Below are 23,403 nucleotides of genomic sequence, written 5' to 3'. Positions count from 1 at the left end.
TCATGCTATTAATCTTATTAAAATCGGCAGCCTGTTTAGCTATATTAATGGTTTTCTATAAACTGTTTTTAGAGCGTCTGGCTATTCATAAATTTAAACGTTTTTATTTATTGGGAGCTTTAATAGTTTCATTTGTGATACCTTTTATCACTTTTATTGAGTATGTTGAACCTCAATTTAATGTACCTTACTTTGAAGTTGACCATTCTGCACCTTTAAATCTAATGCCTGTTGAGGAAGCTGCAATAGTAGAACCAACCAACTTTTTACCAATCATACTATGGAGCATTTATGGAATAGGAGTGCTGCTCTTTTTAACAAAATTCTGCATTAATCTTTTCGGGATTGTTTCAAAAATTAATAAAAACGAAAAGCATAAACATAATAACTTCATTCGAGTTTTATTGCAAGATTTGGTAGTACCTCATACATTTTTCAACTATATATTTATAAACAAAACAAAGTTCGAAACGAAAGCCATTCCGCAGGAAGTATTATTACACGAGCAAACACACGCCAAACAAAAACATACGTTAGACATTTTATTTATAGAGTTGTTACAAGTAGTTTTCTGGTTCAATCCGCTACTCTATTTTTTAAAAAAAGACATTAAACTTAATCATGAATTTCTGGCAGACGAAGCTGTTTTAAAACAAGGTATAGACTCATCAACTTACCAAGAAACACTGCTTCAATTCACTTCGAATGTTAACGGAATTCCCTTGGCACATGCCATCAACTATTCATTAATCAAAAAACGATTTACAATTATGAAAACACAAACCTCAAAAAAAGCCGTGTGGCTTAGAAGTTTATTATTACTACCATTATTGGGAGGGTTACTTTTTAGTTTTAGCTCAACTGTACAGGTAGAGAAAGAGCCCTCTCCTTTATTGGAGATTTCTAAAACTCCTCAAGAATTGCTGGAACCTGAAAATTTAAAAACAGAGTATACAGCCAAGAAAGTGAGTCCTAAAAAACCATCTATTGAGCAGTTTGAAGCATGGAAAGACAAGAGCCAGTTTGCATTATGGTTAGATGGTAAGCACATACAAAATAGTGAATTAAACAAATTTACTCACGAAGATATTGAGTATTTTAATGGGTTACTTATAAAGCCCGAGGCTAAAAATGAAAAATTTCCACAATCCTATTACGCTTATTTATATACAAAAAAAGGTTTTGAAGCAGCCTTTTCTAATTCAAACATTGAAAAAGAAGCTAAATTTGAGAAAATAGTTAATAATATTCTTAGAGAAAATACCACTAAAGAGCCTATTCTCTTAATTAACGGCATAAAATGCGACGGCTGCGAATTAAACCTGTCTAAAAAAGGAGTCGAAAACATGATTTTAGGTACAACAACTGGAGACCCTATTTTATCGTTTAAAATAAAATTTCCCGGTAAATCTGTAGAAACAATAAAAGGAGATGCGCTAAACACTAAAGCTATTGCCTATTTAAATGAAACGGCTTTAGGTGTTGTTGTTCAACTATTCGATATTAAAACAACTAATAAAACAACTAATAAAACAAAGCTTAAACCTGTACTCATCACTTTGGTTGATAAAAACGATAAAAACTATTCTAATTCGCCTCATGTTAAATTAGGACAACCGTCTACATTACCTCCACCTCCACCACCTCCATCAAAAGCACCAGAATATATAAAGGGTAAAAAATTAACCTTAAATGAAATTATAGAAAAAACACCAAAAAGTGTAGAATCTGGTTTCGAAATGTTAGAAAACGGAGAATCACACTACTTTACTGTTTATCAAGGCGAAAAAACATATTACAATAAGGATGGATATATAACAGATGATAAAGGGACTATTTTACCACCTCCTCCACCTCCTCCTGCTCCACCTGCTCCCATTACTCCTATTAATGAAAAACAAAACATCACAAAGACCGCTTTTGTAAAAATTAATGGTAGCACACATTTTAAAGTTACTGATGATGGAGCATCAAAATATTATAACAACAAAGGTTATTTGGTAGATAAAAATGGAAAAGCTTTGTCTACAGCACAGGTGGATGGTAGCAAAGTTATTCCTGGTCAAAGAATTTCCAAAGTTTACCAGAATGGGAAGGTTGTAGTAGAATTTAAAAAAACATGGAAAGATGAAGATAGAATAAGTTTCCCAGAGCCACCAATGCCTCCAGAACCAGTATCTACCGAAAGACATATTAAAAATATGATGTCTAAAAACGCTGCTTTTTACTTTAATGGCGAAAAAGTATCCTCTGAGAAAGCATTAGAGCTTGTAAAAACTAATGAAAAATTAAATGTGTCTACGCATACAAATAATGGCATATCGACTGTACATTTGTCTAACAAACCCATTTCTATTGTAAATGGTCAAGCTTCATTTTCTCAGGATAAGAAGAAAGTTTACGAAGAAAGAAAAAAAGCGATGGAAAGCAGAAAGGAAATAAGAGACGAGATGCTTGAAAAAAGAAAAGAGATGATGGAAGAAAGAAAGGAAATGATGAAAGAAAAAGAGGAAGAACGCAAAGATTTGAGAGAAGAAATGATTGAGGAGAGAAAAGAGCAAATAGAAGAACATAAAGCCATGTTATTGGAGCGAAGACAGATAAACCGAAGACCTTTAGCAGAACAATTTAAAGGCATGGAAAAAAATGGTGGTGAGTTCTTTTACGAAGGCGATAAAATCTCTGAAGCTAAAGCGATAGAACTAATAAAAAACAACCCAAAATTAAACGTTTCTATGAGCAATCTTAATGGTAAATCTACCGTGCACCTTTCTAAAAAAGGAATCAAGACTGTTAATGGTAAGATAGTTAGAAATTAAAATTAGTATTTAATACAAATGTTCAAGCCTCTTTGTAAAGAGGCTTTTTTTTTTAAAAAATAATGTAACAAAATGAACCGTTTTGCGTTCTAATAGACTAATCATCAATCATCCTGGCGAAAGACAGGTTAAATCACTTACATTATGCTTAAACAATTTTTTATCATCTGCTCTGGTGCAGATACAGATATTCTTAAAAACAGTGCCATTGGAGAACAAAACAAATATGCTGGTATTGGTGCTACTGTCTTTTTTACAGCCTTAATGGCTTTTATAGCTTCCAGCTATGCGCTTTTTACTGTTTTCGATAATCTCTTCGCAGCTATTGGTTTTGGTATTGTTTGGGGATTACTCATTTTTAATCTCGATCGTTTTATCGTTTCAACAATTAAAAAAAGAGACAATATTATAGACGAAATTATCCAGGCAACTCCACGTTTAATATTAGCCGTTATTATTGCAGTTGTAATTTCTAAACCATTAGAATTGAAGATTTTTGAAAAAGAAATCAATCAGGTTTTATTAGAACAAAAAAATGATTTAACACTTGCCAATCAAGACCAGATTGCACTTCAATTTACTCCTAAAACCGAAGCATTACAACAAGATATTTTAACCCTACAAAACGAAATTACAACCAAAGAAGCCGAAGTTAATGCACTTTACGATACATACATTAATGAAGCCGAAGGAACTGCTGGCACTAACCTTTTAGGAAAAGGCCCTGTTTATAAAGAAAAGCGAGACAAACATGATGCTGCTTTAGCCGATTTAAAAACGCTTAAAGAAACCAACAACGCTAAAGTTGCAGCTATTGAAACGGTAATTGCTAAATTAAAAACAGATTACAATACGCAAGTTACCACAACACAACCTATTATTGATGGTTTCGATGGTTTAATGGCTCGTGTCAATGCACTTGGCGAGTTGCCTTGGTTACCTTCATTTTTTATATTTTTATTGTTTTTAGCTATTGAAACCTCTCCAATTTTTGCCAAATTATTATCACCAAAAGGTGAATACGATTTTAAACTGGAAGATCAAGAAACAGCAATAAAAACCTTAGTAGACCAAAAAGTACAGGAACGAAAATTAGCCTTACAAGCCGATTTTGCAATTAATAATAAAGTTTATAAAGCTATTGCCGAAGAAGATGAATTGTACGCATACAAGCGTAAAAAAGCACGAGAACTCATGCAATTGCAAGCAGATGCTTTTTATAAGAAACAAAGTGAAATTCTTTAATTTTAAATGAATAAAAAAAGCGAATAGAAAATCTATTCGCTTTTTTTATTAGTAACTCTTCTCTTATTTCGAGATGATTTTAAATGTTTTAGAATAGTTATCTGATTCTATTCTTATTATATAGACATTGCTTTTTGGCAATTCTAATGGTAACACGGTATTTTGAGAAGCTTGGATATTTAACGGCTCCATAACTTGTTTACCTAAAAGATTGTAAACAGATATTTTTAAATTGCCATGTCTTCCGCTAATGTTTAGAGCATTTTGAGCATAAAATAGTTTAACATCATTTGCGGTAAACGCATCTGTAGTTAAGGTGTTAGTATCTAAAATAGCATCAACTAAATCAATATACATATCAACGGTTTGGTTGTTTCCACCGCCTCCAAATTGATTTTGCAATAGAAAATCGATACCTAAAATAGTTTCACCATCTAAAGATGGAAACAATTCTCCTGGAGTAAAAGTAATAGAATAGATGTTTGTTGCTGTCGATGCATCTCCATCTGTTAAGTTAAGGACTGGTTGCCAGCTTAAATCGTTAAAACCTGCTGGGACTGCTTGAAATGATCCATTTGCAGTTCTTAACCCTAAATACATATGCAGAAACGTTTGATTTTCGGTGTAGAGGTTATTAATAATGTCTAAATCCTCAAAAACAACCGTAATGGGATCGTTAATTGTAGTTGTTGCAGCCGTCTCGGTAATACTAGCACCATCATAGCTATTAAATGTGATGACCTCTTGTGCTTTAGCGAAAGTGATTGCTAAAACCATTAAGGCAGAAATGTAAAGTTTTTTCATATTATTTATTTAAAATTTCTGCTAATTTAAGCCTTAAGAGATAAAATGCAAGCGTAGGATATAAAAATATTGATTGCTCAAAAATTATATTGAGCACCTTAAAAACGACTATATTTCTTTATCATCCACAAAAAGCAACTGGTAACAAAGTACCCACAAGTAACTCATATTTTTACACTACGTTTTTTTAACGTATTCTGTAATAATTACAATGTGCTGTCCGTCTACTTTGCCTTCAATATAAGTAGCATTGTCGCGATCTAATCTAATATTTCTTACTGCAGTGCCTTGTTTTGCAACCATACTGGAACCCTTTACTTTTAAATCTTTTATTAAAACAACAGAGTCTCCATTTTCTAAAATAACACCATTTACATCTCTATGAATTATTTTTTCGCTCTCGTCTTTGTGCTCTCCAGTGGCTCTTGCTAAAGCTAACGCCTCGTCCTCGAGATACATCATGTCTAACAAATCTTTTGGCCAACCTTCGTTACGAAGTCGTTGTAACATACGCCAAGCCATTATTTGCACTGCAACATGCTCACTCCACATACTATCGTTTAAACAACGCCAATGGTTTGCATCCATTTCTGTTTCACCTTCAATTTGATTGTGACAATTCTCACACACCATAATACAAGTGTCTACACTTTCATTTAACGAAGGTGGTATGGTGTATTGTCTTAAACTGGTAGTAGAAGTGCATAGCTCGCAAGTACCATTGCTTCTATCCTTTAACATTTGTAATACGCTCATATTAAATTTTATTATAAGACTGCAAACATACAGTTTTAAAGTAGTGAATCTCTTAATTTTTTAGGCATACTTTTTATAACCATATCGTAGGAGTGGTCTATTAATTCCATTACAAATTTAGGTTGTAATTCGCCTTTATAAATATAAACCGAATTCCAATGTTTTTTGCTCATGTGCCAACCTGGCTCGATACTTTCGTAATCTGCACGGAGTGTTAAAGCATATTCAGGATCTGCTTTTAAGTTAACAGACGCCAAACCTTGTTCCCATTTTTTTAAAGGAGCCAGAGCAAACATTTTTCCTGCTACTTTAAAAACCAAGGTGTCTTTATCAAAAGGAAAATCTTCGGTAGTATGTGGCTTGGTTAAACAGTAATCACGAAGCTGCTCGATATCCATGTTATTCCTTTAATTTTTCGATAGTAGCGTCTTCTATTTCTAATGCAGAATAATCTAACTTCCAGCCTATTGTTTGTACAATACCTTCAATTAATAAAACAGATTCCAAGGCTTCTTTTTGTGCTATTTGAAACAAGCCGCTTTGCGGTACTTTATCTCTAATATGAAGCTTCGCTTCGTTGTGCAATGCCGTTAAATCATGTGCTTGAAACTTATTAAACATACCATCTTTTTTATCGTAGTATTTTAAATTTGTTTCTATTGATAACACTTCGGCTTGCGGAAAATGCTTTAAGGTTACCACTTTAGTTTCTGGGTTGGCAACCATTTCAATTTTAGATAAGTCGAATCCCACATGTGCTTTTGCATCTATTACCACCAGAGCTTTTTTTCTGCTTGACACCAATTTTAAAAAACGCTCTTTAACATTCTCGTAGTGATAAATTTCGGCAAAGTCCCCTTCTACAGTAATAAACTTACATACTTTTTTAATTTTGTCTAAAAGAATTACAGATTGAGATTGTGCCAGTTTCTTACTTTGAATATGCTTAACATACGTTGAAACACCCAAAGAAGCCAATACACCAAATATAATTGCAAAAATTATTTCCATATTATTCTATCTTATATAAAACAGGTTTACTTGGTGTGGCATCATTTTCAAACGGAGCAATTTGCAGGTTTAAAACATACTTGCCATCACTAATTTTGTTAGGTACGTAAATAAATTCTGTAATTGTAGCTGTTTTTCTAATAGTACCATTTAAATCCCAAAACGCTTTATGCGCTAATAATTTACCGTCGTCCTTTTCCTTATCTACACTCGGTAAATCTATTAACAAATGCTGCACTCCTATTTTTCGAATAAAAATTGCGGCTTCTTCTGTTAAGTAAGGCCAATTGGTATTAGAATATTGTCTCGACTTTTTTTCTTTAGTATTTGGCATGGTTCTAATTACTAATGCTTGTGGCTTTCGCTGCTTCAATAAAAATTGCAATTGTGCTTTCGAGATAACTTCGTCTTCACCATCCATTTCTGGTGCAACGGTAATGACTTCTGCCAAGAAAAAAAAATGCTTTAAACACTTATTAATACTATAAAAAGCTTCTGTAATATGACCAACACATTCGGTATGTGTGCCATGTGCATGCGGATTAAATTGAATGGTATTAAAATTTATAGAAGCGCCTTTTTTAACGCTTGCAATCCATTCTCCTAATTGTACTGGCTCTATTGCTGGCGGTTCTAAATACCATGCGTTTGCATTGTTGTTAGAAGCACTTAAGGGCAAGGATATATCTAAAGGTTTAGATAAATCTATTTTGTATCTTTTTGTATTAACTGTTATAACTGCGTTCAAATTCTGTTAATTTTAAATAAGTCGCTTGCGATACCATCGCTTAAAAACTTACCTTTTTTGGTTACTTTTAATTTTCCATCATCAATATACAATAAATGTTCATTAATGTGTTTTTGTGCTTGCTGTAACATATAATTTTCGAAAGTAATACCAAAATCCTCCTGCACTTTTTTTATCGAAACGCCCCAAACGGTTCGTAAACCCGTCATAACATACTCGTTATATTGATCGGTTTTGGTCAATGTTTCAATTTCTATTGGTAGCTTACCGTCTGCTATAGCTTTTATATATTTTGTATTATTTCTAACATTCCAACCACGTTGTTTCCCGTTAAAAGAATGAGCCGATGGACCAATACCAATATAAGGTTTGCCTTGCCAATAAGCCGAATTATTTTTACTAAAAAATCCTTCTTTTCCAAAATTAGACAACTCGTAATGCACAAAATTATTGGCTTCTAACTTATCTATTAACAAATGAAATTGTTGTTGTGCCAATGCATCGTCCACATTGTCAATAATTCCTTTTTTAATAAAGGACGCTAAAGCCGTATTGGGCTCGACTGTTAATGCATAACTGGAAATATGCTTAACGCCAAAACCTAACGCTATTGCTATATTCTCTTCCCATTCTTTGTTAGTTGTACCTGGAATACCGTAAATTAAATCGAGTGAAATATTATCGAAATATTTTGTTGCTTCTTCTAAACACTGTTTCGCCTCTGCAACGTTGTGTGCACGATTCATAAGTTTTAAGTCTTTTTCGAAGAAGGATTGAATGCCTATTGATAGTCTGTTGATTTGCGATTTTGATAGTTCGGTTATGCGTTTATTACTTAAATCGTCTGGATTGGCTTCGAGGGTAATTTCTGGCTGTTCTGAAACATTATAGTTTTTGTAAACTGAATCTATAATATTTTTCAGTTCTTCTGAAGTTAATAAACTTGGCGTTCCGCCTCCAAAATATATGGTTTCTACCGTGGTGTTTTGAAACTCGTCTTTTCGGATTTCAATTTCATGAATTAAGGCATCAATTAATTCACCTTTCTTTTTTAACGACGTTGAAAAATGAAAATCGCAGTAATGGCACGCTTGTTTGCAGAATGGTATGTGGATGTAGATTCCGGACATTTATCAATTATCTTTTATCATTTATCATTTACTTTTTCTCTTTATTAATTCTTGTTGTTTTTAGAATTGAAAAAAGAATTTTAGCTATTTCATCTGCTTTTTCAAATAATGAATTAAAATCTTTTTCTGTTAAATCGTTGCTATCCTTTAATAAAGATAACCAGTATTTTGTTTCTAAGCATTCTTTATAAGCAATTGACATTTTAGCTGAGAAATCTGCTTTAGAAATTGCTCCATTAGCTTCTATAATATTAGCACCAACCGAAGTACCACTCCTCAACAATTGTTTTGACAAAACATATTCTTTACGGTTATTCATTATATGTTTACTTAATTTCACAATTAACAAAGCAAAATCATAGGACTTATTTTGAAGTGGGTTATTATTTAATTTCATATCAAATTGTTAAATGATAAAAGATAAGTGAAGATTGAAGAGATTATTTCTTAACTCGTTTCTCATTTTGCTTTACAAAACTAGCCCAACCAGAATAACTTTTACCAATTTCAACTCTTCCCTGATTATAAAAATGGCAAACTGCAGCGCCAAGTCCGTCCATAGCATCTAAATTTTTAGGCAATTTTTTAATGCCCAACATACTCTGCAACATTTTTGCCACTTGTTCTTTACTGGCATTACCGTTTCCTGTAACAGCCATTTTAATTTTTTTTGGTGAATATTCTGTAATGGGTACTTCGCGAGATAAACCAGCAGCCATGGCAACACCTTGCGCACGCCCAAGTTTTAGCATACTTTGCACATTTTTTCCAAAAAAGGGTGCTTCAATGGCAATTTCGTCTGGGTGATGGGTGTCTATTAACTCGACAGTACGTTCGAAAATAAGCTTGAGTTTTAGATAATGGTCATCGTATTTTTTTAAATCGAGCTCATTAAGTTGTAAAAAGTGCATCTTTTTGCCAACTACCTTAATGAGTCCGAAACCCATAATGGTTGTTCCTGGATCGATGCCTAATATTATTTTTTCTTCAGTCATTTAATTACACGTTCTACAACCACTTAAAGATATCGATGCTCCAATAGTAATTGTAAATAAATCGCCATTAAAACTTCCTGCACCGTATGCAACCGGATCAAAATCGTCTGCAAAGCCAAAAATATAAGAGCCATCCAAAAATAACGATACGGTTTTAGAAATACCGTAATGCACCTCTAATCCTGCCATTGCATTTAAATATGAATTTTTATTTGCTCTATAAATATCTAAAGGTTTTATCATGGTGTAGCCTGGTCCAGCGTGTAAAACAAGACCCATTCCTAATGGTAAAAATGGTACATCTCTGGTGGTATCGAATACAAATTGTGCATTAATTCTTGTATAGTTTACTTTAAAATCTGGTGTATTATCTTCGTTTGCAAAACGGTTATAACCAAAATCTACTTTAACACCTAATTGTGGCTTAAACATGTGTTGCACACCTAAATTAATGGTAGGGAAATTCATGCCTTTGGCTACAAAAGGTTCAATTAATCCATCTTGCGACGGACTATTTAAGCCCACAGCAATTAAAGCTTTCCATTTACTCGTTTCCTGCTGCGAAAAACTAAGCATACTCACTAAAAACAAGGCTAACAGACAATAGTGGCTAAATTTGGTCTTCATTCTGTAATATTTGGTTTATTTTGCGTGCTATTTTATATCGCTTTGCACTACGCATTATCATACAAAACTAAACAATTCTTTTTTGTACTTATTAAATTAAGTATAGTAGTTGGTGCATTTTATTTTATTTATAATAAGCTGGTAAATAATGGGACATTAGATTTTTATGAATTTGCTCATTTTTTAAACAAAAACAATGTTTTTTCTTTAAAAAACATGTTTTATTTACTTTTTTTAAGCCTTTTGAATTGGTTTTTAGAAATTTTAAAATGGCAAACTCTTGTTTCTTCTGTAAAGAATATTTCATTTTTAACAGCGACCCAACAAAGTTTAGGCGCACTAACGGCATCGCTTTTTACACCCAATCGTATTGGAGAGTATGGCGCAAAAGCTGTATATTTTGCAAAGCCCTATCGCAAACGTATCTTACTGTTAAATTTAATTGGTAATATAATGCAAATGGCAGTAACAGTTACACTTGGCATTATTGGTTTTTTAATGTTTGTACAATGTTATAATATAGAAATTAACACCTTTAAAGTGTCGCGCTTAGTTATTATTTTCGTAGTTGTTTTAGGGTTATCTATTGCAGGTATTAAACAAAAAAAGTACAAAATAAAAGGGTTTTCTATCGAGAAAGTGAAGCAGTTTGTTAGCGGTTTACCTCTTAAAATTAGCGGTTTTGCGTTCCTGTTTTCGTTGTTGCGTTACGCAGTGTTTTCTTTTCAATTTTACTATATTTTACAACTTTTTGGAGTTGAAATCGTCTATTTACAAGCCATGATAATTATTACCTCTATGTATTTACTGGCTTCCATTATCCCGAGTTTATTTATTTTCGATGTTATTATTAAAGGCAGTGTTGCAGTCTATCTGTTTTCGTTTGCCGGTGTAAATGAGTTTACTATTTTGTGTGTTATTACCACCATGTGGCTGCTTAATTTTGTGTTACCAAGTGTTTTTGGAAGCTACTATGTGCTGAATTTCAATTTTCAAAAAAAGGATGCGATATGATTTTAGCACTAATAGCCATAACACTATTGTATCTTCTGCTAATTGGAGCATTAATATTTGGTTTCGATAAGGTTCCTGGATTTAAAATTGAAGATATACCACCTAAAACAAAATGCTCTGTTATTATTCCATTTAGAAACGAAGCGGAACATTTACCAGCATTATTAAAGTCTGTAGTAAATTTAAACTACCCCAAAACGCATTTTGAAATTATTTTTGTGGATGATGATTCAAAGGATGCTTCGGTTGATATCATTTTGAAAGCATTCGAAACAAGCCAAACTAACTTTAAAGTTATTAAGAATAAGAGAACCACAAACTCACCAAAAAAGGATGCTATTACTTCGGCAATTAAAATTGCAAAAAACGATTGGATTGTAACCACTGACGCAGATTGTGTATTACCAAAATTCTGGCTCGATAGCATCGATTGTTTTATACAGAAAAACGACTGTAAAATGATAGTTGCTCCTGTTTGTTATTTCGAGGCAGATTCAGTTTTAAAACGTTTTCAGCTACTCGATTTTTTAAGCCTGATTGGTGCAACTATTGGCGGTTTTGGTATAGCGAAACCCTTTTTATGCAATGGTGCAAACTTTGCTTATGAAAAATCGTTATTTACAGCACTTGATGGTTTTAGTGGAAATGATAAGGTAGCTAGTGGTGACGATATTTTTATGCTTGAAAAAGCGATTAAACAAGACAAAAATGCGGTAAAATTTTTAAAAACTGAAACTGCCATTGTTAGAACAAAACCACAACCCAATTTAAAATCTTTAATTGCGCAACGTAAACGCTGGGCTGCAAAAACATCGCAATACCATTCGGTTTTTGGAAAAACCGTTGGCATTATTGTGTTGTTAATGAATGCTGGTTTGGTTTCTGGTTTGATACTGGTGCTCGCTGGACTTTTCAACTTAAAACCACTCTTGTATATTTTTGCCATAAAGAGTTTAATAGATTTTTTACTACTTTTTAAAACAGCACGTTTTTTTAATCAGGAAAACTACTTATCTAATTTTATGTTTTCGTGTCTATTATATCCTTTCTTTAGTGTTTACATTGCCTTTATTGCGATGTTTTCAAGCTACAAATGGAAAGGCAGAACTTTTAAGAAATAAGGCTTAATTCGGTTAAAATTTATACATTTACAAACAATCCAATCTACTTACATTATGAAAAAAATAATTCTTTTATTTAACCTTTTCGCATTTTGCGCTCTTTCTTTTGCACAGGAAACATACACTGTTGGTAACGAAACGTTACTATTAAAAACCGAAGTTGATGGCACTTTAGACTTGCTATGGAACACAATAAACGACGAGTATCGTTATTTTGTAAAAACCGACGATGGCTTAATTACAGAACTAAAAAACACAAGAGGAACCAATAATAAATACCAAAACGAATATAAAAACGTGTTAGAAGATTTAACCTCAATGGATGCATCTAACGTAAATTTAACCACTTATAGTCTTAAAACATTTATAGATAAATACAATGCTTCTGCAGATTCTAATTATGTTTCTAATGATAAAAAATCTAAGGTAAAATTACGTTTAGGAGCTTTTGGTGGTATAACAAACAGCCCTTTTAACGTGAACATTAATAATGAAAAAGTGCCACTCTTTGGTGCAGAATTAGAAGCCATTTCGGATAATGCAAACTCCAATCATGCCGGTTTTTTAAATGTAAGACATACTACAGATAATGATGAGTTTAGGTATTCTGCCACACAGATTGCTTTAGGGTACCGTTATCGATTTATTAATAAACCAACCTTTAATATTTACGGTCAAACAAAATTTGCAACACTCACTTTTTCTAATACTACAGTTACGGTTGCAGATCCAAATAATACGAATGCTTTTATAACTATAGAAGACAGCTCGAACAGTTTCGATGCACCATTTATTTTTGGTTTAGGAGCAGACATTAAAATTGGCAATGGTTACTTAACACTGGTGTACGATTCGCTTTTTGCAGTATTAATAGTTAATCAAGATAATTTTCCAGTAGATTTTGCTGTTGGTTATAAATTTAACTTATAGTGTCTCTATTAAAAACATCTAACCCTGCCTTTACTCCCTATTTTTGGGAAGACAATCAAGGCCTTAAAAGAAAAATGAGTGTTTCTGGTATTGTGATAAAAACATTTTTTATGCTTTTTATTATTACGGGAATTACTGTAGTTATTTGGAAATTACATACCAATGGCACAAACATTAGATGGTATGGAACAGGAGGCATGATTGCTGCTATTGTTATAAGTATTGTCCTTTCTGTCAGGCAGCAATGGGCTCATTTTTTGGTGCCCTTATATGCCGTAGCTAAAGGCTTTTTTCTTGGTGGCTTTACAAGCTATGTAAAATCTCAATTTCCAGATATGCCTTATCAGGCCATAGGTGTTACTTTAGTAACTTTTTTTACTATTTTAATGCTCTATCAAACACGAATTATTGTAGTCACTAAAAAACTAAAGAGTGTTATAATTACTGTGTGTTCTGCAATATTTTTAGTTTATATCATTTCGTGGATTTTGAGCTTTTTTGGTATTCGGTCGTTTCTTTGGGGAACAAGTTGGATAGCTATTGGTTTTAATATTATTGCTGCGACTTTTGCAGCGCTATCGTTTTTATTGGATTTCGATTTTATTGAACGCTACAAAAACAAGGCTCCTAAATATAAAGAATGGATGGCTTGCTATGGTTTACTTATAACTATTGTTTGGCTGTATGTTGAGATTTTAAGGTTGATGAAGAAATTAGCCATCAGGTTTTAATGTAGACAAAAAATTAGTTTTTTTTTGAATACTATCTTAGTTCACTGCAATTATAACAGGTAATTTAAACTCTGTTTTTACTGGCTGATTGCGCTTAATAGCCGGAAATATTTCTGGTAGGTTGTTTATACTTTGAGTTAAAAGCAATTTAATATTGGGGATTTCCGTTTCGGTGACCGCATTCACCTCTATTTGTTTGATGTTTATTTTTCCGGTTTCCGAAATTTGAAACTCTAAAACCACAGTATCCTCAATGTCTTTAGAAATAATAATCGTTTCATTTTGAAGACTTGTTGTAATGTGTTGCGACAAGGTGGTTTCGAAACAGGCTTTTTTATCTGCTTTGGTTTCAACAGCATCACAGGAGGAAAACGTTGGGTAGCTATCCACATCATTCCAGTTGAAGGTTTTTAATTCTTCAGTAAGAATATCTTCCGAATCTATTTTTTTTGCATTAAAATATTCGCACGATGTCGTGCAAATTATCAATAAAAAAACAAATACTTTTTGCATGGTTTAAAATGAAACTGAAAAGTACAATTTATTATTTTAATGTAAAAAACCGAAGCACAAGCTTCGGTTTTAAGTTTACTATTGTAAATTTTGCTATTACAATTCTAATTATTTTACAATATTAAATTGTATTGGTAAAGTAAAAGACACATTCACAGGTTTACCATCATGCTCTCCAGGTTTTAATTGTGGAATTAAACGTATCACTCTTCTAACTTCGTTTTCTAATTCTATATGGCTTGCTCTTACTTTTATATCATCGATATTTCCTGCTTTATTAATTATGAAATTAGCAATAATTTTCTGCATACCAACTAAACCAAGAGATTTGCCAAGATTTACATCAAAATTTTTCGCAACTAACTTATTAATATTTTGGCTAAAACACTCACGTTGAGCATCTTTTGAAGCGGTGGTATCGCAACCTGGATAACTTGGGACTTGGTTAATTGATTGAAAAGTTACTTCCTTTTCCTCTTTTTTACTATTCAAGGCTTCTTTATTAATAAATTTCCTAAACGCTTTGTATTTAATTTCATTTGAAATATCTGTAGATAAGTCTTCATAATCTGAAGGAGGTGTTTCAGATTCGTGATGAACTGTAATTGTACTCACACCCTTTCTATAGTCTACTACTATCCAAGATACATACTCTTTGTTATTGTGTAGAAAATCACTTACTTTTTTCTGTTTAGCTATTGTTGCATCAGAATTGTCTGAATCTAAATTTATAGTATAAGTATACTCCTTTAAATCTATTTTTGACGCTGTTTCATTTTCTTGATATGCTGTACAGGACGTATAAAACAACATCCCTACTACCATTGGGATTACTAATAAATACTTTGCCAAATGAATTTGTTTTGATTTTGATTTGCTTAACATAATGATTCGTTTTTTGATTAATGATTGTTTAAAAAATGGATTAATGAATGATACTTTCTCAGTATCGAAAACTTGAGATAATAAGTTTTTATAGTAATTTGTTTTGCCACTCGATTTTACCGCTTTAGAATCTGCAACAAACTCATGAAGATTTACCATTCTATTTTGGTACAAATAAATTAACGGGTTAAACCAAAAGAGAATACGCAGCACCTCGAAAAACAATAAATCTATGCTGTGCTTTGCCTTTACATGTTCTAATTCATGATGCAAAATAATTTGCCTGTCTTTGTTGGTTATTTGATCGCCAATAAAAACATAATTAAAAAATGAGAACGCAGCGCTACTGCCTATTAAATTTACTAATACGTAATTTATAAAATTAACTTTCGAGTGTTTAGAGGCCAATTTTAATAGCTTAAATAATTTTACAACAAATAGAATTAAAGCTACTGCACAACCTATATAAATTATATAATGCCAATTAAACACAAAGGAAGATCCTGTTTCTAAAAGCGTACCATCTTGAGTTGGTGTAATCACCATTTCTGGTGCACCAATTATAACTTCTGGCAGTGTGACAATAAATTTTTGAGGAATAACTTCTTTAAAACTATTAATCTTTACAAAAGGTAAAACCACCGAAAAAAGTGCTGAGGCTAACAAATAAAAACGATTCCAATTAAAAAAGGTTTCCTTTCTTAAAAACACATCGTAAACCATTAAAAACAGCAATTGAAAAACAATTGTTTGGAGTATGTAGTGTATCATTTTTTTTTAGTTTTTAGATTCTAAGTCTTTATCTATTTCTTTTAAAACAGATTCTAACTCGTTTAAATTAATATCGTTTTTCTTCATAAAAAACGAAACCATGCTTTTAAATGATCCCTGAAAATAGTTATCTACAAGCTTATTTATAGATTGATTGCTATAATCCTGTTTTTTTAATAAGGCAAAATAAATATGCCCTTTCCCTTTCTTTTTATAATCTACAAAACCTTTACTTTCTAGTATTCTTACAATAGTAGACACTGTATTATAAGCTGGTTTAGGTTCTGGTAATTGTTCTATTATTTCTTTAACGTTAGCTTTTTGCAATTGCCATAGCACTTGCATAATGTCTTCTTCTGCTTTAGTGAGTTGTTTCATTTGCTTCTGGTTTCAACTAAATTATTAGTTCAAATATAACTATTTTTTTAGTTTAAACTAATTTTTTAGTTAAAAAATTTATTAATTATGTTTTATTCGTGATATCTAACTTTAGATGGCAGTAAGGATAGTGTCTTAAAAATAAGAAACCTTGCAGTTTCAAGATCGAATCTGCAAGGTTAGTGTAAATGTGCTATTACCAACTAAATCCTATAATTTAGTCAATGTGATTGTTGATGAATCAAATTTAGGGAATTTGTATTTGTGTGAGTACGGTTTTTACCGTACTCGAAAAACATAAATCACTCTAAACATTAATAAAAACAATACTTTCCATTGATTTAAAAAAAACCTGGATTTCTAAAATTTTAACATTTAGTACTAAAATTTCAGGTTTTAATCTACAAAACCAAGTGTTTTGGCTTTTTCAATTAATGCTTCGTCGTTACTGTCTTCTACATTAAATAGCTCCTTTAGGTGCTTTTTTCTTTTTTCTAATCCGCTTAAAGAAAAATTAATTTCCTTGGCTATATCTTTATTTTTTAAGCCTTTAGAAATAAGGTATAGAATAAGATGATTAATTTCGTCGATTTCTACTCTACTAAATCTTGTTTTTTTTATGGTTTGGTTTACTGTACCACTATAAAACGGCGGATTATTTATAACTGCTTGAAAGGCACTTGCCAATTCGCGCGATGTAAGATCACTTTTTATTAAAAAGCCTTCGGGATTAATGTTATTTAAAATACGATGAATACGATACGATTCGTTAAACATAGTGAGCATAACAATTTTCGTTTTAGGTAATTTTTTTCTTACATATAAAGCTAAATCTTCACCAGATTTAATTTTCCCATCGCTTGATGGAGGCATGCTAATATCGAAAAAGCACATTGTATAGGGTTCACCAAGCGCTCTGGATTTATCAATAAGCGCTAAAGCTTCATCACAATTTGTGGCAATATCTATTATAAGGTTTTGAGCGTCTTTTTTAGTAGCTAATAACGTGTTTTGATACCCTTCAATAATCATTGGGTGATCATCTGTCATTAATATTTTAATGGTTACTTGTTCCATTGTTAAGTGATTGAGGGATTAGATTGGGACTTCTATTTTAATTGTTGTACCGTTATTTTTTTGTGTTTTTATATTAAATTTTCCATTGATATCGATAGCTCTGGACTTAATATTTTTTATACCAATTCCGTCTTTTTGCTTCGTTATATCAAAGCCTATACCATTATCTTCTATGGTTAAAGATATTAAATTATTTTGTTGTTTTAGTCCAACTACTACAAGATTTGCTTTTGCGTGTTTATAAATATTTTGTAGTGACTCTTGTACTATTCTATATATATGAATTTTAGTTTTATTAGGAAAATCTTCCCATTTAATTTGTTCGTCCATTTCAATTTTAAACGCTAACCCATAAGCTATACATTGGGTTTCTACTAAGGTGTTAATCATTTCAGAAAAACTGGCTTTAGAAATAAAATCTGTACTTAAATCATGCGACACCTTACGAATATCCTTTTCAATTTCAATAAGTTCTTTAATATAGTTTTCTCTGCTAATTATTGCCTCGTCGGTTTTAGACATATTAAGACTGTCTAAACTTAATCTTGTACCAAATAATCTCCCTAAAATACCATCGTGAATTTCCTGAGAAATTCTCTTTTTCTCTACGGCTCGAGCTTCGTCCATTTTATCTTGCTGAGATAACATAAGATTGTAGATTTCTTCGTTAGCCTGTTGTTGCTGTTGTGCAATTTGAAGCTCTTTATTTCTTTCTCGCTGTGTTTTAATAATATACAATAATAAGAATGAAAACAAAAGCCCTATAGAGGTAATTAACAACCAGACATTCTGCTTGGATATAGCTTCTTTCGCTTGTATAATAACGTCTGTTTCGTAATCGATTCTTGCAAATTTATTTCTTATTGAGCGTTCTGCGGTTACCAAACTATCACTTAACTTAATGTGCGCATTTAAAAATATACTTGAAGAATCTTTTTCTAATTGTGATTTGGTTTTTAAAGTTCTTAGAATAAAATCATTTGTGTTAGTATTCTTAGCAATTTTATAGGCTAAATTGGCATAAAATTTAGCCGAATCTATATTCCCTGTGTTCTGTAAAAACTCAGCATAGTAAGCACTTGTTGCCATTATGCCTAACTTATCGTCTAATACTTTTGAAAGATCAAAAGATGCTTTAAATAAATTGTCTACGTTTATTTCGTCAAACTTGTTACTAAGAAATTGAGAATACGCTAAATTGGATTGAATATGAGCATAGGATGAAGAATCCTTTGTTTTCAGGGATTCGTCTTTTAAAATCTCTTTAAACAAATTAACAGATTTTAAATACTCTTGTTTTCTTCTGTAGATTGATGCAATATTATTTTTCGAATAAATTTTATAATAATATTCGTAAGGATGACCTTTAATTATATCGAAAGCAAGATTATGATATTCTAAAGCCTTATCATAATTTTTAAGCTCACCCGAAATGATGCCTATTAAATTATACCTTGACCAAAGCGACTCAATGTTGTCTTCAGTTTTGGGTAAATTTTCTAAGGTTTTAATGGAAATAATTGCATTAATTTCGGCACCTATATAATCCCGCTCAGCTTGCTGGATATCACTCATGTTAGATAATGCGTCTAAATAATTATTAGTATTCCCAACAGCTTTGAGCTGTTTAACAGCATTGGAATAATAATAATAAGCACTATCTAACTTAAGTTCCTCATGATAAGCAAAACCCAATAAATAATTAGCATTAGCTAAAGCAACCGAGTCTTTACTTTTACTCGCTAATTTTAAAATATCGAAGTTTACTAATTTTAATTTTTCTATATCCCATTCACTTAAATAAATAAAGGACAATGACTTTTGGCTTTTAATCTTAGTAGAATCCTTACCATACTCTTTTGAGAGTTCGATAGCTTTTTTCGCATAATCAATGCGTTGCTCTAAGCTTAATTTGGTGTTTTTAGAATACGCTCTGTACGCTACTATAGAATCCAATACATCATTAGATTTCCCATTTTGAGTGTAAGAAAGTAAAGTGAATAATAAAAAAACTAAAAAAAATGATTGTTTCAAGGCTAACGCTTTGGCTTTATCAAATTTAAACTAAATAAAGTAAAGGGTAATAAAAAAAGCGGTTCAGTAAAGAAGTGCTTATGTTTTATCCTTCGGTAGGAACTTTCTTTTTTGCTTTAATTTCTATAAATGCAGTAAGATGCATGTCTGGCTTAGAAATTTCGTGGTTGCTTGTTTCTACTGTTGGCTCTGTATTGTGAGATGGTAAAACCGCAGTTAATAATGTAATGGAGAAGAGTGCTATTAATGTTACTTTAAAAATTTTCATAATTGTTGTTTAAGGGAGTTGTTTTTATTTTATCAATCTTGGTGTATTCTATCCTTCGGTAGGAACTTTCTTTTTTGCTTTAATTTCTATAAATGCAGTAAGGTGCATGTCTGGCTTAGAAATTTCGTGGTTGCTTGTTTCTACTGTTGGCTCTGTGTTGTGAGATGGTAAAACCGCAGTTAGTAATGTAATGGAGAAAAGTGCTATTAATCTTACTTTAAAAATTTTCATAATTGTTGTTTAAGGGAGTTGTTTTTATTTTATCAATCTTGATGTATTCTATCCTTCGGTAGGAACTTTCTTTTTTGCTTTAATTTCTATAAATGCAGTAAGGTGCATATCTGGCTTAGAAATTTCGTGGTTACTTGTTTCTACTGTTGGCTCTGTATTGTGAGATGGTAAAACCGCAGTTAGTAATGTAATTGAGAAGAGTGCTACTAATGTTACTTTAAGAATTTTCATAATTGTTGTTTAAGGGAGTTATTTTTATTTATTTATTTTATTTATATATAAAAGTTGTTTAGCCTTCAGTAGGAACTTTCTTTTTTGCTTTAATCTCTATAAAAGCAGTAAGATCAACGTGTGGCTTAGATATTTTATGATTTGTTTTTTCTACAGTTGGCTCTGTTCCATTAGAAGGAAGAACTGCAGTTAATAAGGTAATTGAAAAGATTGCTACTAATGTTACTTTAAGGAATTTCATAATTATTTAATTTAAGATTGCTATTAATATTTATTATACTGGCAGGTGTTACCATTTATATAGTACAACAAAAGTAAATAATTTAGTAAAAAAATAGACGAAAAATCTATTGCAATGGATTCTTATTGAAGTAATTACAATGTTAAGGGAATCAATAAGAACGTTAAATATATTACTATGGAAGTTAAATCGATGATTAAAATCGATGAAATGCAAAAATTGAAGATAACTTGCTTAATATATGTTAATTAAAACTTAATTAAGCTAAAAATAAAAAAGCATCCCAATTTTCAAATCCAGTAAAGGAAGAAAAAAGGAAAGCTTTCCATCGGTTTAAGCTATTTAACTAGCTTTCTACCAGTTTAATGGACTACTACATCCATTAAAACAACACAACTAAATTTTTTGCTAAAAAAAGCTTCAACTAAGTTGAAGCTTTTAGCAATTTTGCGGTCTGGACGGGACTCGAACCCGCGACCTTCGCCGTGACAGGGCGACATTCTAACCAACTGAACTACCAGACCGTTGCATATTGCGAGGGCAAATATACATTGCAAAATTAATACTGCAAACCTTTTCTATGTTTTTTTTCAAAAAAAACTATTAAATAAATTTTTGGCGCTCTAACATGTAACTTGTTAAAATAGCATCGAAGTTTTTATTTATGTCTGCCTCAACGTATTTAATTCTATTTTGCCCACATTTTACACGCAATTCATCAAAATAATTACCAACCAAAGCTTCATAACTATCTTTTACCTGTTCGCTATATAAATTAATATGTTCTCCTGTTTCTACATCTATAAAGCGTTTAGGCTTATTATCGAAATCGAAAGTAAGCTCTTTACTTCTATCAAAAACATGAAATAAAACCACCTCATGTTTATTATGTTTTAAATGTCTTAGGGCTTCAAACAACTTAACCTCATCGGTAGAGGTTTGAAACATGTCTGTAAACACAAAAATTAAAGAGCGTCTATGTATTTTCTCTGCTATCTGGTGCAAATATTGGTACGTTTCCGTTTGCTTATTCTTTGGTTTACTTAAAGCTGCATTACTCAGTTGGGCTAAGAGCATTTGGTGATGCCGTTCACTTCCTTTTTCGCTTGCATAAAAATCGTATGCATCGCTGTAAATACTCAAACCTACAGCATCGCGTTGTTTTTTAAGAATATGCATTAGCGAGGCAGAGGCCAATGCAGAAAAGGCTATCTTATTTAAATTCTCTATCGAGAAATTACTTATTTCCGGATAATGCATCGAACTACTATTATCTAAAATAATATGGCAACGCAAATTCGTTTCATCATCGTAACGTTTGGTATAAAGTTTATCGGTTTTAGCAAATAGCTTCCAGTCTATATGGCGTGTACTTTCACCTTGATTATAGATTTTATGCTCGGCAAATTCTGCCGAGAAGCCGTGAAACGGACTTTTATGCATGCCAGAAATAAAACCTTCAACAACTTGCTTTGCCAAGTGTTCAAGGTTCTTAAATCCGCCAGCTTTATTTAACTCGTCTTGTAAATTCATCCTGTTCTCACGACTGTGAGAATCTTTCCTTTAATTTGTATTAAGAATAGAACCTATTTTTTTCTATCCTCTCTCTGCTTTTAATTACTTTTTAACACCGTCCACAATACCGTATGCTACAGACTCGTCTGCACCCATCCAATGGTCACGATTAAAATCTTTTAAAACTTTTTCGTAATCCTGACCAGAATTTTCTGCTAAAATTTTAGCACTTAATTCTTTTGTTTTTAAAATTTCCTGAGCGGTAATTTCAATATCACTGGCCTGACCACGTGCGCCTCCACTTGGCTGATGTATCATCACACGAGCATGTGGCTGGATAAAACGTTTACCCTTTGTACCTACCGAAAGTAATATAGAACCCATAGATGCTGCTAAACCTGTACAAACAGTAGAAACATCACTCTTTAAAGACTTAATGGTATCGTACATTGCAAAACCTGAAGTAACATAACCGCCAGGACTGTTAATATACAAAGTAATGTCTTTAGTTTCTAAACTGTCTAAATACAGTAATCTATCGATAACATGTTTAGCACTTTTATCGTCGACCATACCCCAAAGAAACACCTTTCTTTCGTCTAATAATTTACTATCTATTGCGTCTTGCGCTTTTGTTGTTTTACTCATTTGTCTAATAGTTATTCTTAATTTTTACTAAAATAAAAAAAAGGTTTGCCATTACAGCAAACCTTTATCAATTCTTTATGAATATATTTCTATAATAAAGCGTCGATAGCTTCTGCGTAAGATGCTTTAGGCGCTACACCAACTTGTCTTCCAACAACTTCTCCGTTTTGAAATACTAATACCGTAGGTATGTTTCTAACACCATATTTTGCTGCAAATTCCTGATTTGCATCTACATCCAGTTTACCCACAACGGCTTTACCTTCGTACTCTTCGCTAATTTGGTCAATAATTGGCCCTACCATTCTACAAGGTCCACACCAAGCTGCCCAAAAATCTACCATTACTGGCTTATCGCTATTTAATACTGTTTCTTCGAAGTTTGCATCTGTAATTTCTAATGCCATAATATAATTGTTTAATTGTGTTTTATTCACTGTTAATATACAAACTTAGTCAAAAATTATTCCAAAGCTTACAAACTTATAATTTGTTTAACTTATGGTTGTATTGATTTGGCTTATTTCGTTTTGGGCGCATAAAACAGGCTTTCGGCAGTCGCTCTCTGCGAGGAGCTTCAACAAATGCCTCAATCCTTTGCGCATGAATTATATTATGATAATGAAAAGTTTTAATAGAAGTTCTATTTTCATTATCATAAAATTAAAATCCAGCCTCGT

General features: G+C 32.0%; 27 protein-coding genes and 1 tRNA gene. 6 read left to right on the top strand and 22 right to left on the bottom strand.

Annotation, left to right across the window (positions count from 1 at the left end; translation table 11 throughout):
• Positions 1-2: 2 nt before the first annotated feature.
• Positions 3-2,819, top strand: coding sequence for a M56 family metallopeptidase (locus ACVC43_RS13085; protein WP_452224984.1), 2,817 nt, complete (start codon positions 3-5; stop codon positions 2,817-2,819).
• Between the two features lie 144 nt (positions 2,820-2,963).
• Positions 2,964-4,064, top strand: coding sequence for a DUF4407 domain-containing protein (locus tag ACVC43_RS13080; protein ID WP_452224983.1), 1,101 nt, complete (start codon positions 2,964-2,966; stop codon positions 4,062-4,064).
• A 63-nt stretch (positions 4,065-4,127) separates the two neighbouring features.
• Here the strand turns inward: ACVC43_RS13080 and ACVC43_RS13075 are convergent, their stop codons facing one another.
• The 9 genes from ACVC43_RS13075 to ACVC43_RS13035 form a co-directional block, all read right to left on the bottom strand.
• A complete protein-coding gene (locus tag ACVC43_RS13075) occupies positions 4,128-4,868 on the bottom strand; it encodes a T9SS type A sorting domain-containing protein (RefSeq protein WP_452224982.1) in 741 nt (246 codons plus the stop codon).
• A gap of 177 nt (positions 4,869-5,045) precedes the next feature.
• Positions 5,046-5,624 carry a PhnA domain-containing protein gene (locus ACVC43_RS13070; RefSeq protein WP_452224981.1) on the bottom strand — a complete coding sequence of 193 codons (579 nt, stop codon included), beginning with the start codon at positions 5,622-5,624 and terminating at the stop codon, positions 5,046-5,048.
• A gap of 35 nt (positions 5,625-5,659) precedes the next feature.
• The gene (locus ACVC43_RS13065) at positions 5,660-6,022 is read right to left on the bottom strand and encodes an MmcQ/YjbR family DNA-binding protein (RefSeq protein ID WP_452224980.1); all 363 of its coding nucleotides are present in this window, start codon (positions 6,020-6,022) and stop codon (positions 5,660-5,662) included.
• A 1-nt stretch (position 6,023) separates the two neighbouring features.
• Entirely contained in the window at positions 6,024-6,635 is a 612-nt protein-coding gene (locus tag ACVC43_RS13060) for a DUF4230 domain-containing protein (RefSeq protein WP_452224979.1), read from the bottom strand.
• Position 6,636: 1 nt separating this feature from the next.
• Positions 6,637-7,383, bottom strand: a complete 747-nt coding sequence (locus tag ACVC43_RS13055; protein WP_452224978.1) for a cyclase family protein — start codon at positions 7,381-7,383, stop codon at positions 6,637-6,639.
• Complete coding sequence (gene hemW, locus ACVC43_RS13050; protein WP_452224977.1) at positions 7,380-8,513, bottom strand: radical SAM family heme chaperone HemW; 1,134 nt, start codon at positions 8,511-8,513, stop codon at positions 7,380-7,382. Before hemW ends, ACVC43_RS13055 begins: the two co-directional genes overlap by 4 nt.
• Positions 8,514-8,541: 28 nt before the next feature.
• Entirely contained in the window at positions 8,542-8,910 is a 369-nt protein-coding gene (locus ACVC43_RS13045; RefSeq protein ID WP_452224976.1) for a four helix bundle protein, read from the bottom strand.
• Positions 8,911-8,953: 43 nt separating this feature from the next.
• Positions 8,954-9,508 carry a crossover junction endodeoxyribonuclease RuvC gene (ruvC, locus tag ACVC43_RS13040; RefSeq protein WP_452224975.1) on the bottom strand — a complete coding sequence of 185 codons (555 nt, stop codon included), beginning with the start codon at positions 9,506-9,508 and terminating at the stop codon, positions 8,954-8,956.
• Positions 9,509-10,135: a cell envelope biogenesis protein OmpA gene (locus tag ACVC43_RS13035; protein WP_452224974.1), complete on the bottom strand. Its 627-nt coding sequence runs from the start codon at positions 10,133-10,135 to the stop codon at positions 9,509-9,511.
• Between the two features lie 42 nt (positions 10,136-10,177).
• Here ACVC43_RS13035 and ACVC43_RS13030 point away from each other — a divergent pair, with 42 nt between their 5' ends.
• From ACVC43_RS13030 to ACVC43_RS13015, 4 genes are read left to right on the top strand one after another with little or no spacing between them, the layout of a single operon-like run.
• Positions 10,178-11,149: a lysylphosphatidylglycerol synthase domain-containing protein gene (locus ACVC43_RS13030; protein WP_452224973.1), complete on the top strand. Its 972-nt coding sequence runs from the start codon at positions 10,178-10,180 to the stop codon at positions 11,147-11,149.
• Positions 11,146-12,270, top strand: a complete 1,125-nt coding sequence (locus ACVC43_RS13025; protein ID WP_452224972.1) for a glycosyltransferase family 2 protein — start codon at positions 11,146-11,148, stop codon at positions 12,268-12,270. Before ACVC43_RS13030 ends, ACVC43_RS13025 begins: the two co-directional genes overlap by 4 nt.
• Before the next feature lie 54 nt (positions 12,271-12,324).
• The gene (locus ACVC43_RS13020; protein ID WP_452224971.1) at positions 12,325-13,200 is read left to right on the top strand and encodes a hypothetical protein; all 876 of its coding nucleotides are present in this window, start codon (positions 12,325-12,327) and stop codon (positions 13,198-13,200) included.
• Positions 13,200-13,931, top strand: a complete 732-nt coding sequence (locus ACVC43_RS13015; RefSeq protein ID WP_452224970.1) for a Bax inhibitor-1/YccA family protein — start codon at positions 13,200-13,202, stop codon at positions 13,929-13,931. The genes ACVC43_RS13020 and ACVC43_RS13015 overlap by 1 nt, the downstream gene beginning before the upstream one ends.
• A gap of 36 nt (positions 13,932-13,967) precedes the next feature.
• Here the strand turns inward: ACVC43_RS13015 and ACVC43_RS13010 are convergent, their stop codons facing one another.
• The 13 genes from ACVC43_RS13010 to trxA all read right to left on the bottom strand — a co-directional run bounded on the left by ACVC43_RS13010 (position 13,968) and on the right by trxA (position 23,160).
• Positions 13,968-14,444, bottom strand: coding sequence for a hypothetical protein (locus ACVC43_RS13010; protein WP_452224969.1), 477 nt, complete (start codon positions 14,442-14,444; stop codon positions 13,968-13,970).
• 108 nt (positions 14,445-14,552) lie between these two features.
• Entirely contained in the window at positions 14,553-16,100 is a 1,548-nt protein-coding gene (locus ACVC43_RS13005; protein ID WP_452224968.1) for a M56 family metallopeptidase, read from the bottom strand.
• Between the two features lie 6 nt (positions 16,101-16,106).
• The gene (locus ACVC43_RS13000) at positions 16,107-16,478 is read right to left on the bottom strand and encodes a BlaI/MecI/CopY family transcriptional regulator (RefSeq protein ID WP_452224967.1); all 372 of its coding nucleotides are present in this window, start codon (positions 16,476-16,478) and stop codon (positions 16,107-16,109) included.
• Positions 16,479-16,874: 396 nt separating this feature from the next.
• Positions 16,875-17,555 carry a response regulator gene (locus ACVC43_RS12995; protein WP_452224966.1) on the bottom strand — a complete coding sequence of 227 codons (681 nt, stop codon included), beginning with the start codon at positions 17,553-17,555 and terminating at the stop codon, positions 16,875-16,877.
• 18 nt (positions 17,556-17,573) lie between these two features.
• Complete coding sequence (locus ACVC43_RS12990) at positions 17,574-19,589, bottom strand: ATP-binding protein (RefSeq protein ID WP_452224965.1); 2,016 nt, start codon at positions 19,587-19,589, stop codon at positions 17,574-17,576.
• An 85-nt stretch (positions 19,590-19,674) separates the two neighbouring features.
• The gene (locus ACVC43_RS12985) at positions 19,675-19,857 is read right to left on the bottom strand and encodes a hypothetical protein (protein ID WP_452223769.1); all 183 of its coding nucleotides are present in this window, start codon (positions 19,855-19,857) and stop codon (positions 19,675-19,677) included.
• A 48-nt stretch (positions 19,858-19,905) separates the two neighbouring features.
• Positions 19,906-20,088, bottom strand: coding sequence for a hypothetical protein (locus tag ACVC43_RS12980; RefSeq protein ID WP_452224964.1), 183 nt, complete (start codon positions 20,086-20,088; stop codon positions 19,906-19,908).
• 48 nt (positions 20,089-20,136) lie between these two features.
• Positions 20,137-20,319, bottom strand: coding sequence for a hypothetical protein (locus ACVC43_RS12975; RefSeq protein ID WP_452224963.1), 183 nt, complete (start codon positions 20,317-20,319; stop codon positions 20,137-20,139).
• Positions 20,320-20,377: 58 nt separating this feature from the next.
• Entirely contained in the window at positions 20,378-20,560 is a 183-nt protein-coding gene (locus ACVC43_RS12970; RefSeq protein ID WP_452224962.1) for a hypothetical protein, read from the bottom strand.
• A gap of 450 nt (positions 20,561-21,010) precedes the next feature.
• Positions 21,011-21,084 (bottom strand) — tRNA-Asp (locus ACVC43_RS12965).
• A gap of 79 nt (positions 21,085-21,163) precedes the next feature.
• The gene (locus ACVC43_RS12960; RefSeq protein WP_452224961.1) at positions 21,164-22,093 is read right to left on the bottom strand and encodes a DUF58 domain-containing protein; all 930 of its coding nucleotides are present in this window, start codon (positions 22,091-22,093) and stop codon (positions 21,164-21,166) included.
• Positions 22,094-22,177: 84 nt separating this feature from the next.
• Positions 22,178-22,723, bottom strand: coding sequence for a ClpP family protease (locus ACVC43_RS12955; RefSeq protein ID WP_452224960.1), 546 nt, complete (start codon positions 22,721-22,723; stop codon positions 22,178-22,180).
• Between the two features lie 89 nt (positions 22,724-22,812).
• Positions 22,813-23,160, bottom strand: coding sequence for a thioredoxin (trxA, locus tag ACVC43_RS12950; RefSeq protein ID WP_452224959.1), 348 nt, complete (start codon positions 23,158-23,160; stop codon positions 22,813-22,815).
• Between the last annotated feature and the right edge of the window lie 243 nt (positions 23,161-23,403).

The sequence above is a fragment of the Lacinutrix chionoecetis genome (assembly GCF_053604665.1).
The sequence above is the reverse complement of the archived record's forward strand: the minus strand, read 5'-3'. Positions and strand labels throughout refer to the sequence as shown.

Coding starts and splice junctions, on each gene's coding strand:
- ACVC43_RS12980 (WP_452224964.1), bottom strand. CDS start 20,088: ATGAAAATTTTTAAAGTAAGATTAATAGCACTTTTCTCCATTACATTA.
- ACVC43_RS13035 (WP_452224974.1), bottom strand. CDS start 10,135: ATGAAGACCAAATTTAGCCACTATTGTCTGTTAGCCTTGTTTTTAGTG.
- ACVC43_RS13060 (WP_452224979.1), bottom strand. CDS start 6,635: ATGGAAATAATTTTTGCAATTATATTTGGTGTATTGGCTTCTTTGGGT.
- ACVC43_RS13065 (WP_452224980.1), bottom strand. CDS start 6,022: ATGGATATCGAGCAGCTTCGTGATTACTGTTTAACCAAGCCACATACT.
- ACVC43_RS13010 (WP_452224969.1), bottom strand. CDS start 14,444: ATGCAAAAAGTATTTGTTTTTTTATTGATAATTTGCACGACATCGTGC.
- ACVC43_RS13070 (WP_452224981.1), bottom strand. CDS start 5,624: ATGAGCGTATTACAAATGTTAAAGGATAGAAGCAATGGTACTTGCGAG.
- ACVC43_RS13085 (WP_452224984.1), top strand. CDS start 3: ATGCTATTAATCTTATTAAAATCGGCAGCCTGTTTAGCTATATTAATG.
- hemW (WP_452224977.1), bottom strand. CDS start 8,513: ATGTCCGGAATCTACATCCACATACCATTCTGCAAACAAGCGTGCCAT.
- ACVC43_RS12960 (WP_452224961.1), bottom strand. CDS start 22,093: ATGAATTTACAAGACGAGTTAAATAAAGCTGGCGGATTTAAGAACCTT.
- ACVC43_RS13000 (WP_452224967.1), bottom strand. CDS start 16,478: ATGAAACAACTCACTAAAGCAGAAGAAGACATTATGCAAGTGCTATGG.
- ACVC43_RS12970 (WP_452224962.1), bottom strand. CDS start 20,560: ATGAAATTCCTTAAAGTAACATTAGTAGCAATCTTTTCAATTACCTTA.
- ACVC43_RS12985 (WP_452223769.1), bottom strand. CDS start 19,857: ATGAAAATTTTTAAAGTAACATTAATAGCACTCTTCTCCATTACATTA.
- ACVC43_RS12995 (WP_452224966.1), bottom strand. CDS start 17,555: ATGGAACAAGTAACCATTAAAATATTAATGACAGATGATCACCCAATG.
- ACVC43_RS13075 (WP_452224982.1), bottom strand. CDS start 4,868: ATGAAAAAACTTTACATTTCTGCCTTAATGGTTTTAGCAATCACTTTC.
- ACVC43_RS12975 (WP_452224963.1), bottom strand. CDS start 20,319: ATGAAAATTCTTAAAGTAACATTAGTAGCACTCTTCTCAATTACATTA.
- ACVC43_RS13005 (WP_452224968.1), bottom strand. CDS start 16,100: ATGATACACTACATACTCCAAACAATTGTTTTTCAATTGCTGTTTTTA.
- ACVC43_RS13045 (WP_452224976.1), bottom strand. CDS start 8,910: ATGAAATTAAATAATAACCCACTTCAAAATAAGTCCTATGATTTTGCT.
- ACVC43_RS12955 (WP_452224960.1), bottom strand. CDS start 22,723: ATGAGTAAAACAACAAAAGCGCAAGACGCAATAGATAGTAAATTATTA.
- ACVC43_RS13020 (WP_452224971.1), top strand. CDS start 12,325: ATGAAAAAAATAATTCTTTTATTTAACCTTTTCGCATTTTGCGCTCTT.
- ACVC43_RS13025 (WP_452224972.1), top strand. CDS start 11,146: ATGATTTTAGCACTAATAGCCATAACACTATTGTATCTTCTGCTAATT.
- ACVC43_RS13080 (WP_452224983.1), top strand. CDS start 2,964: ATGCTTAAACAATTTTTTATCATCTGCTCTGGTGCAGATACAGATATT.
- ruvC (WP_452224975.1), bottom strand. CDS start 9,508: ATGACTGAAGAAAAAATAATATTAGGCATCGATCCAGGAACAACCATT.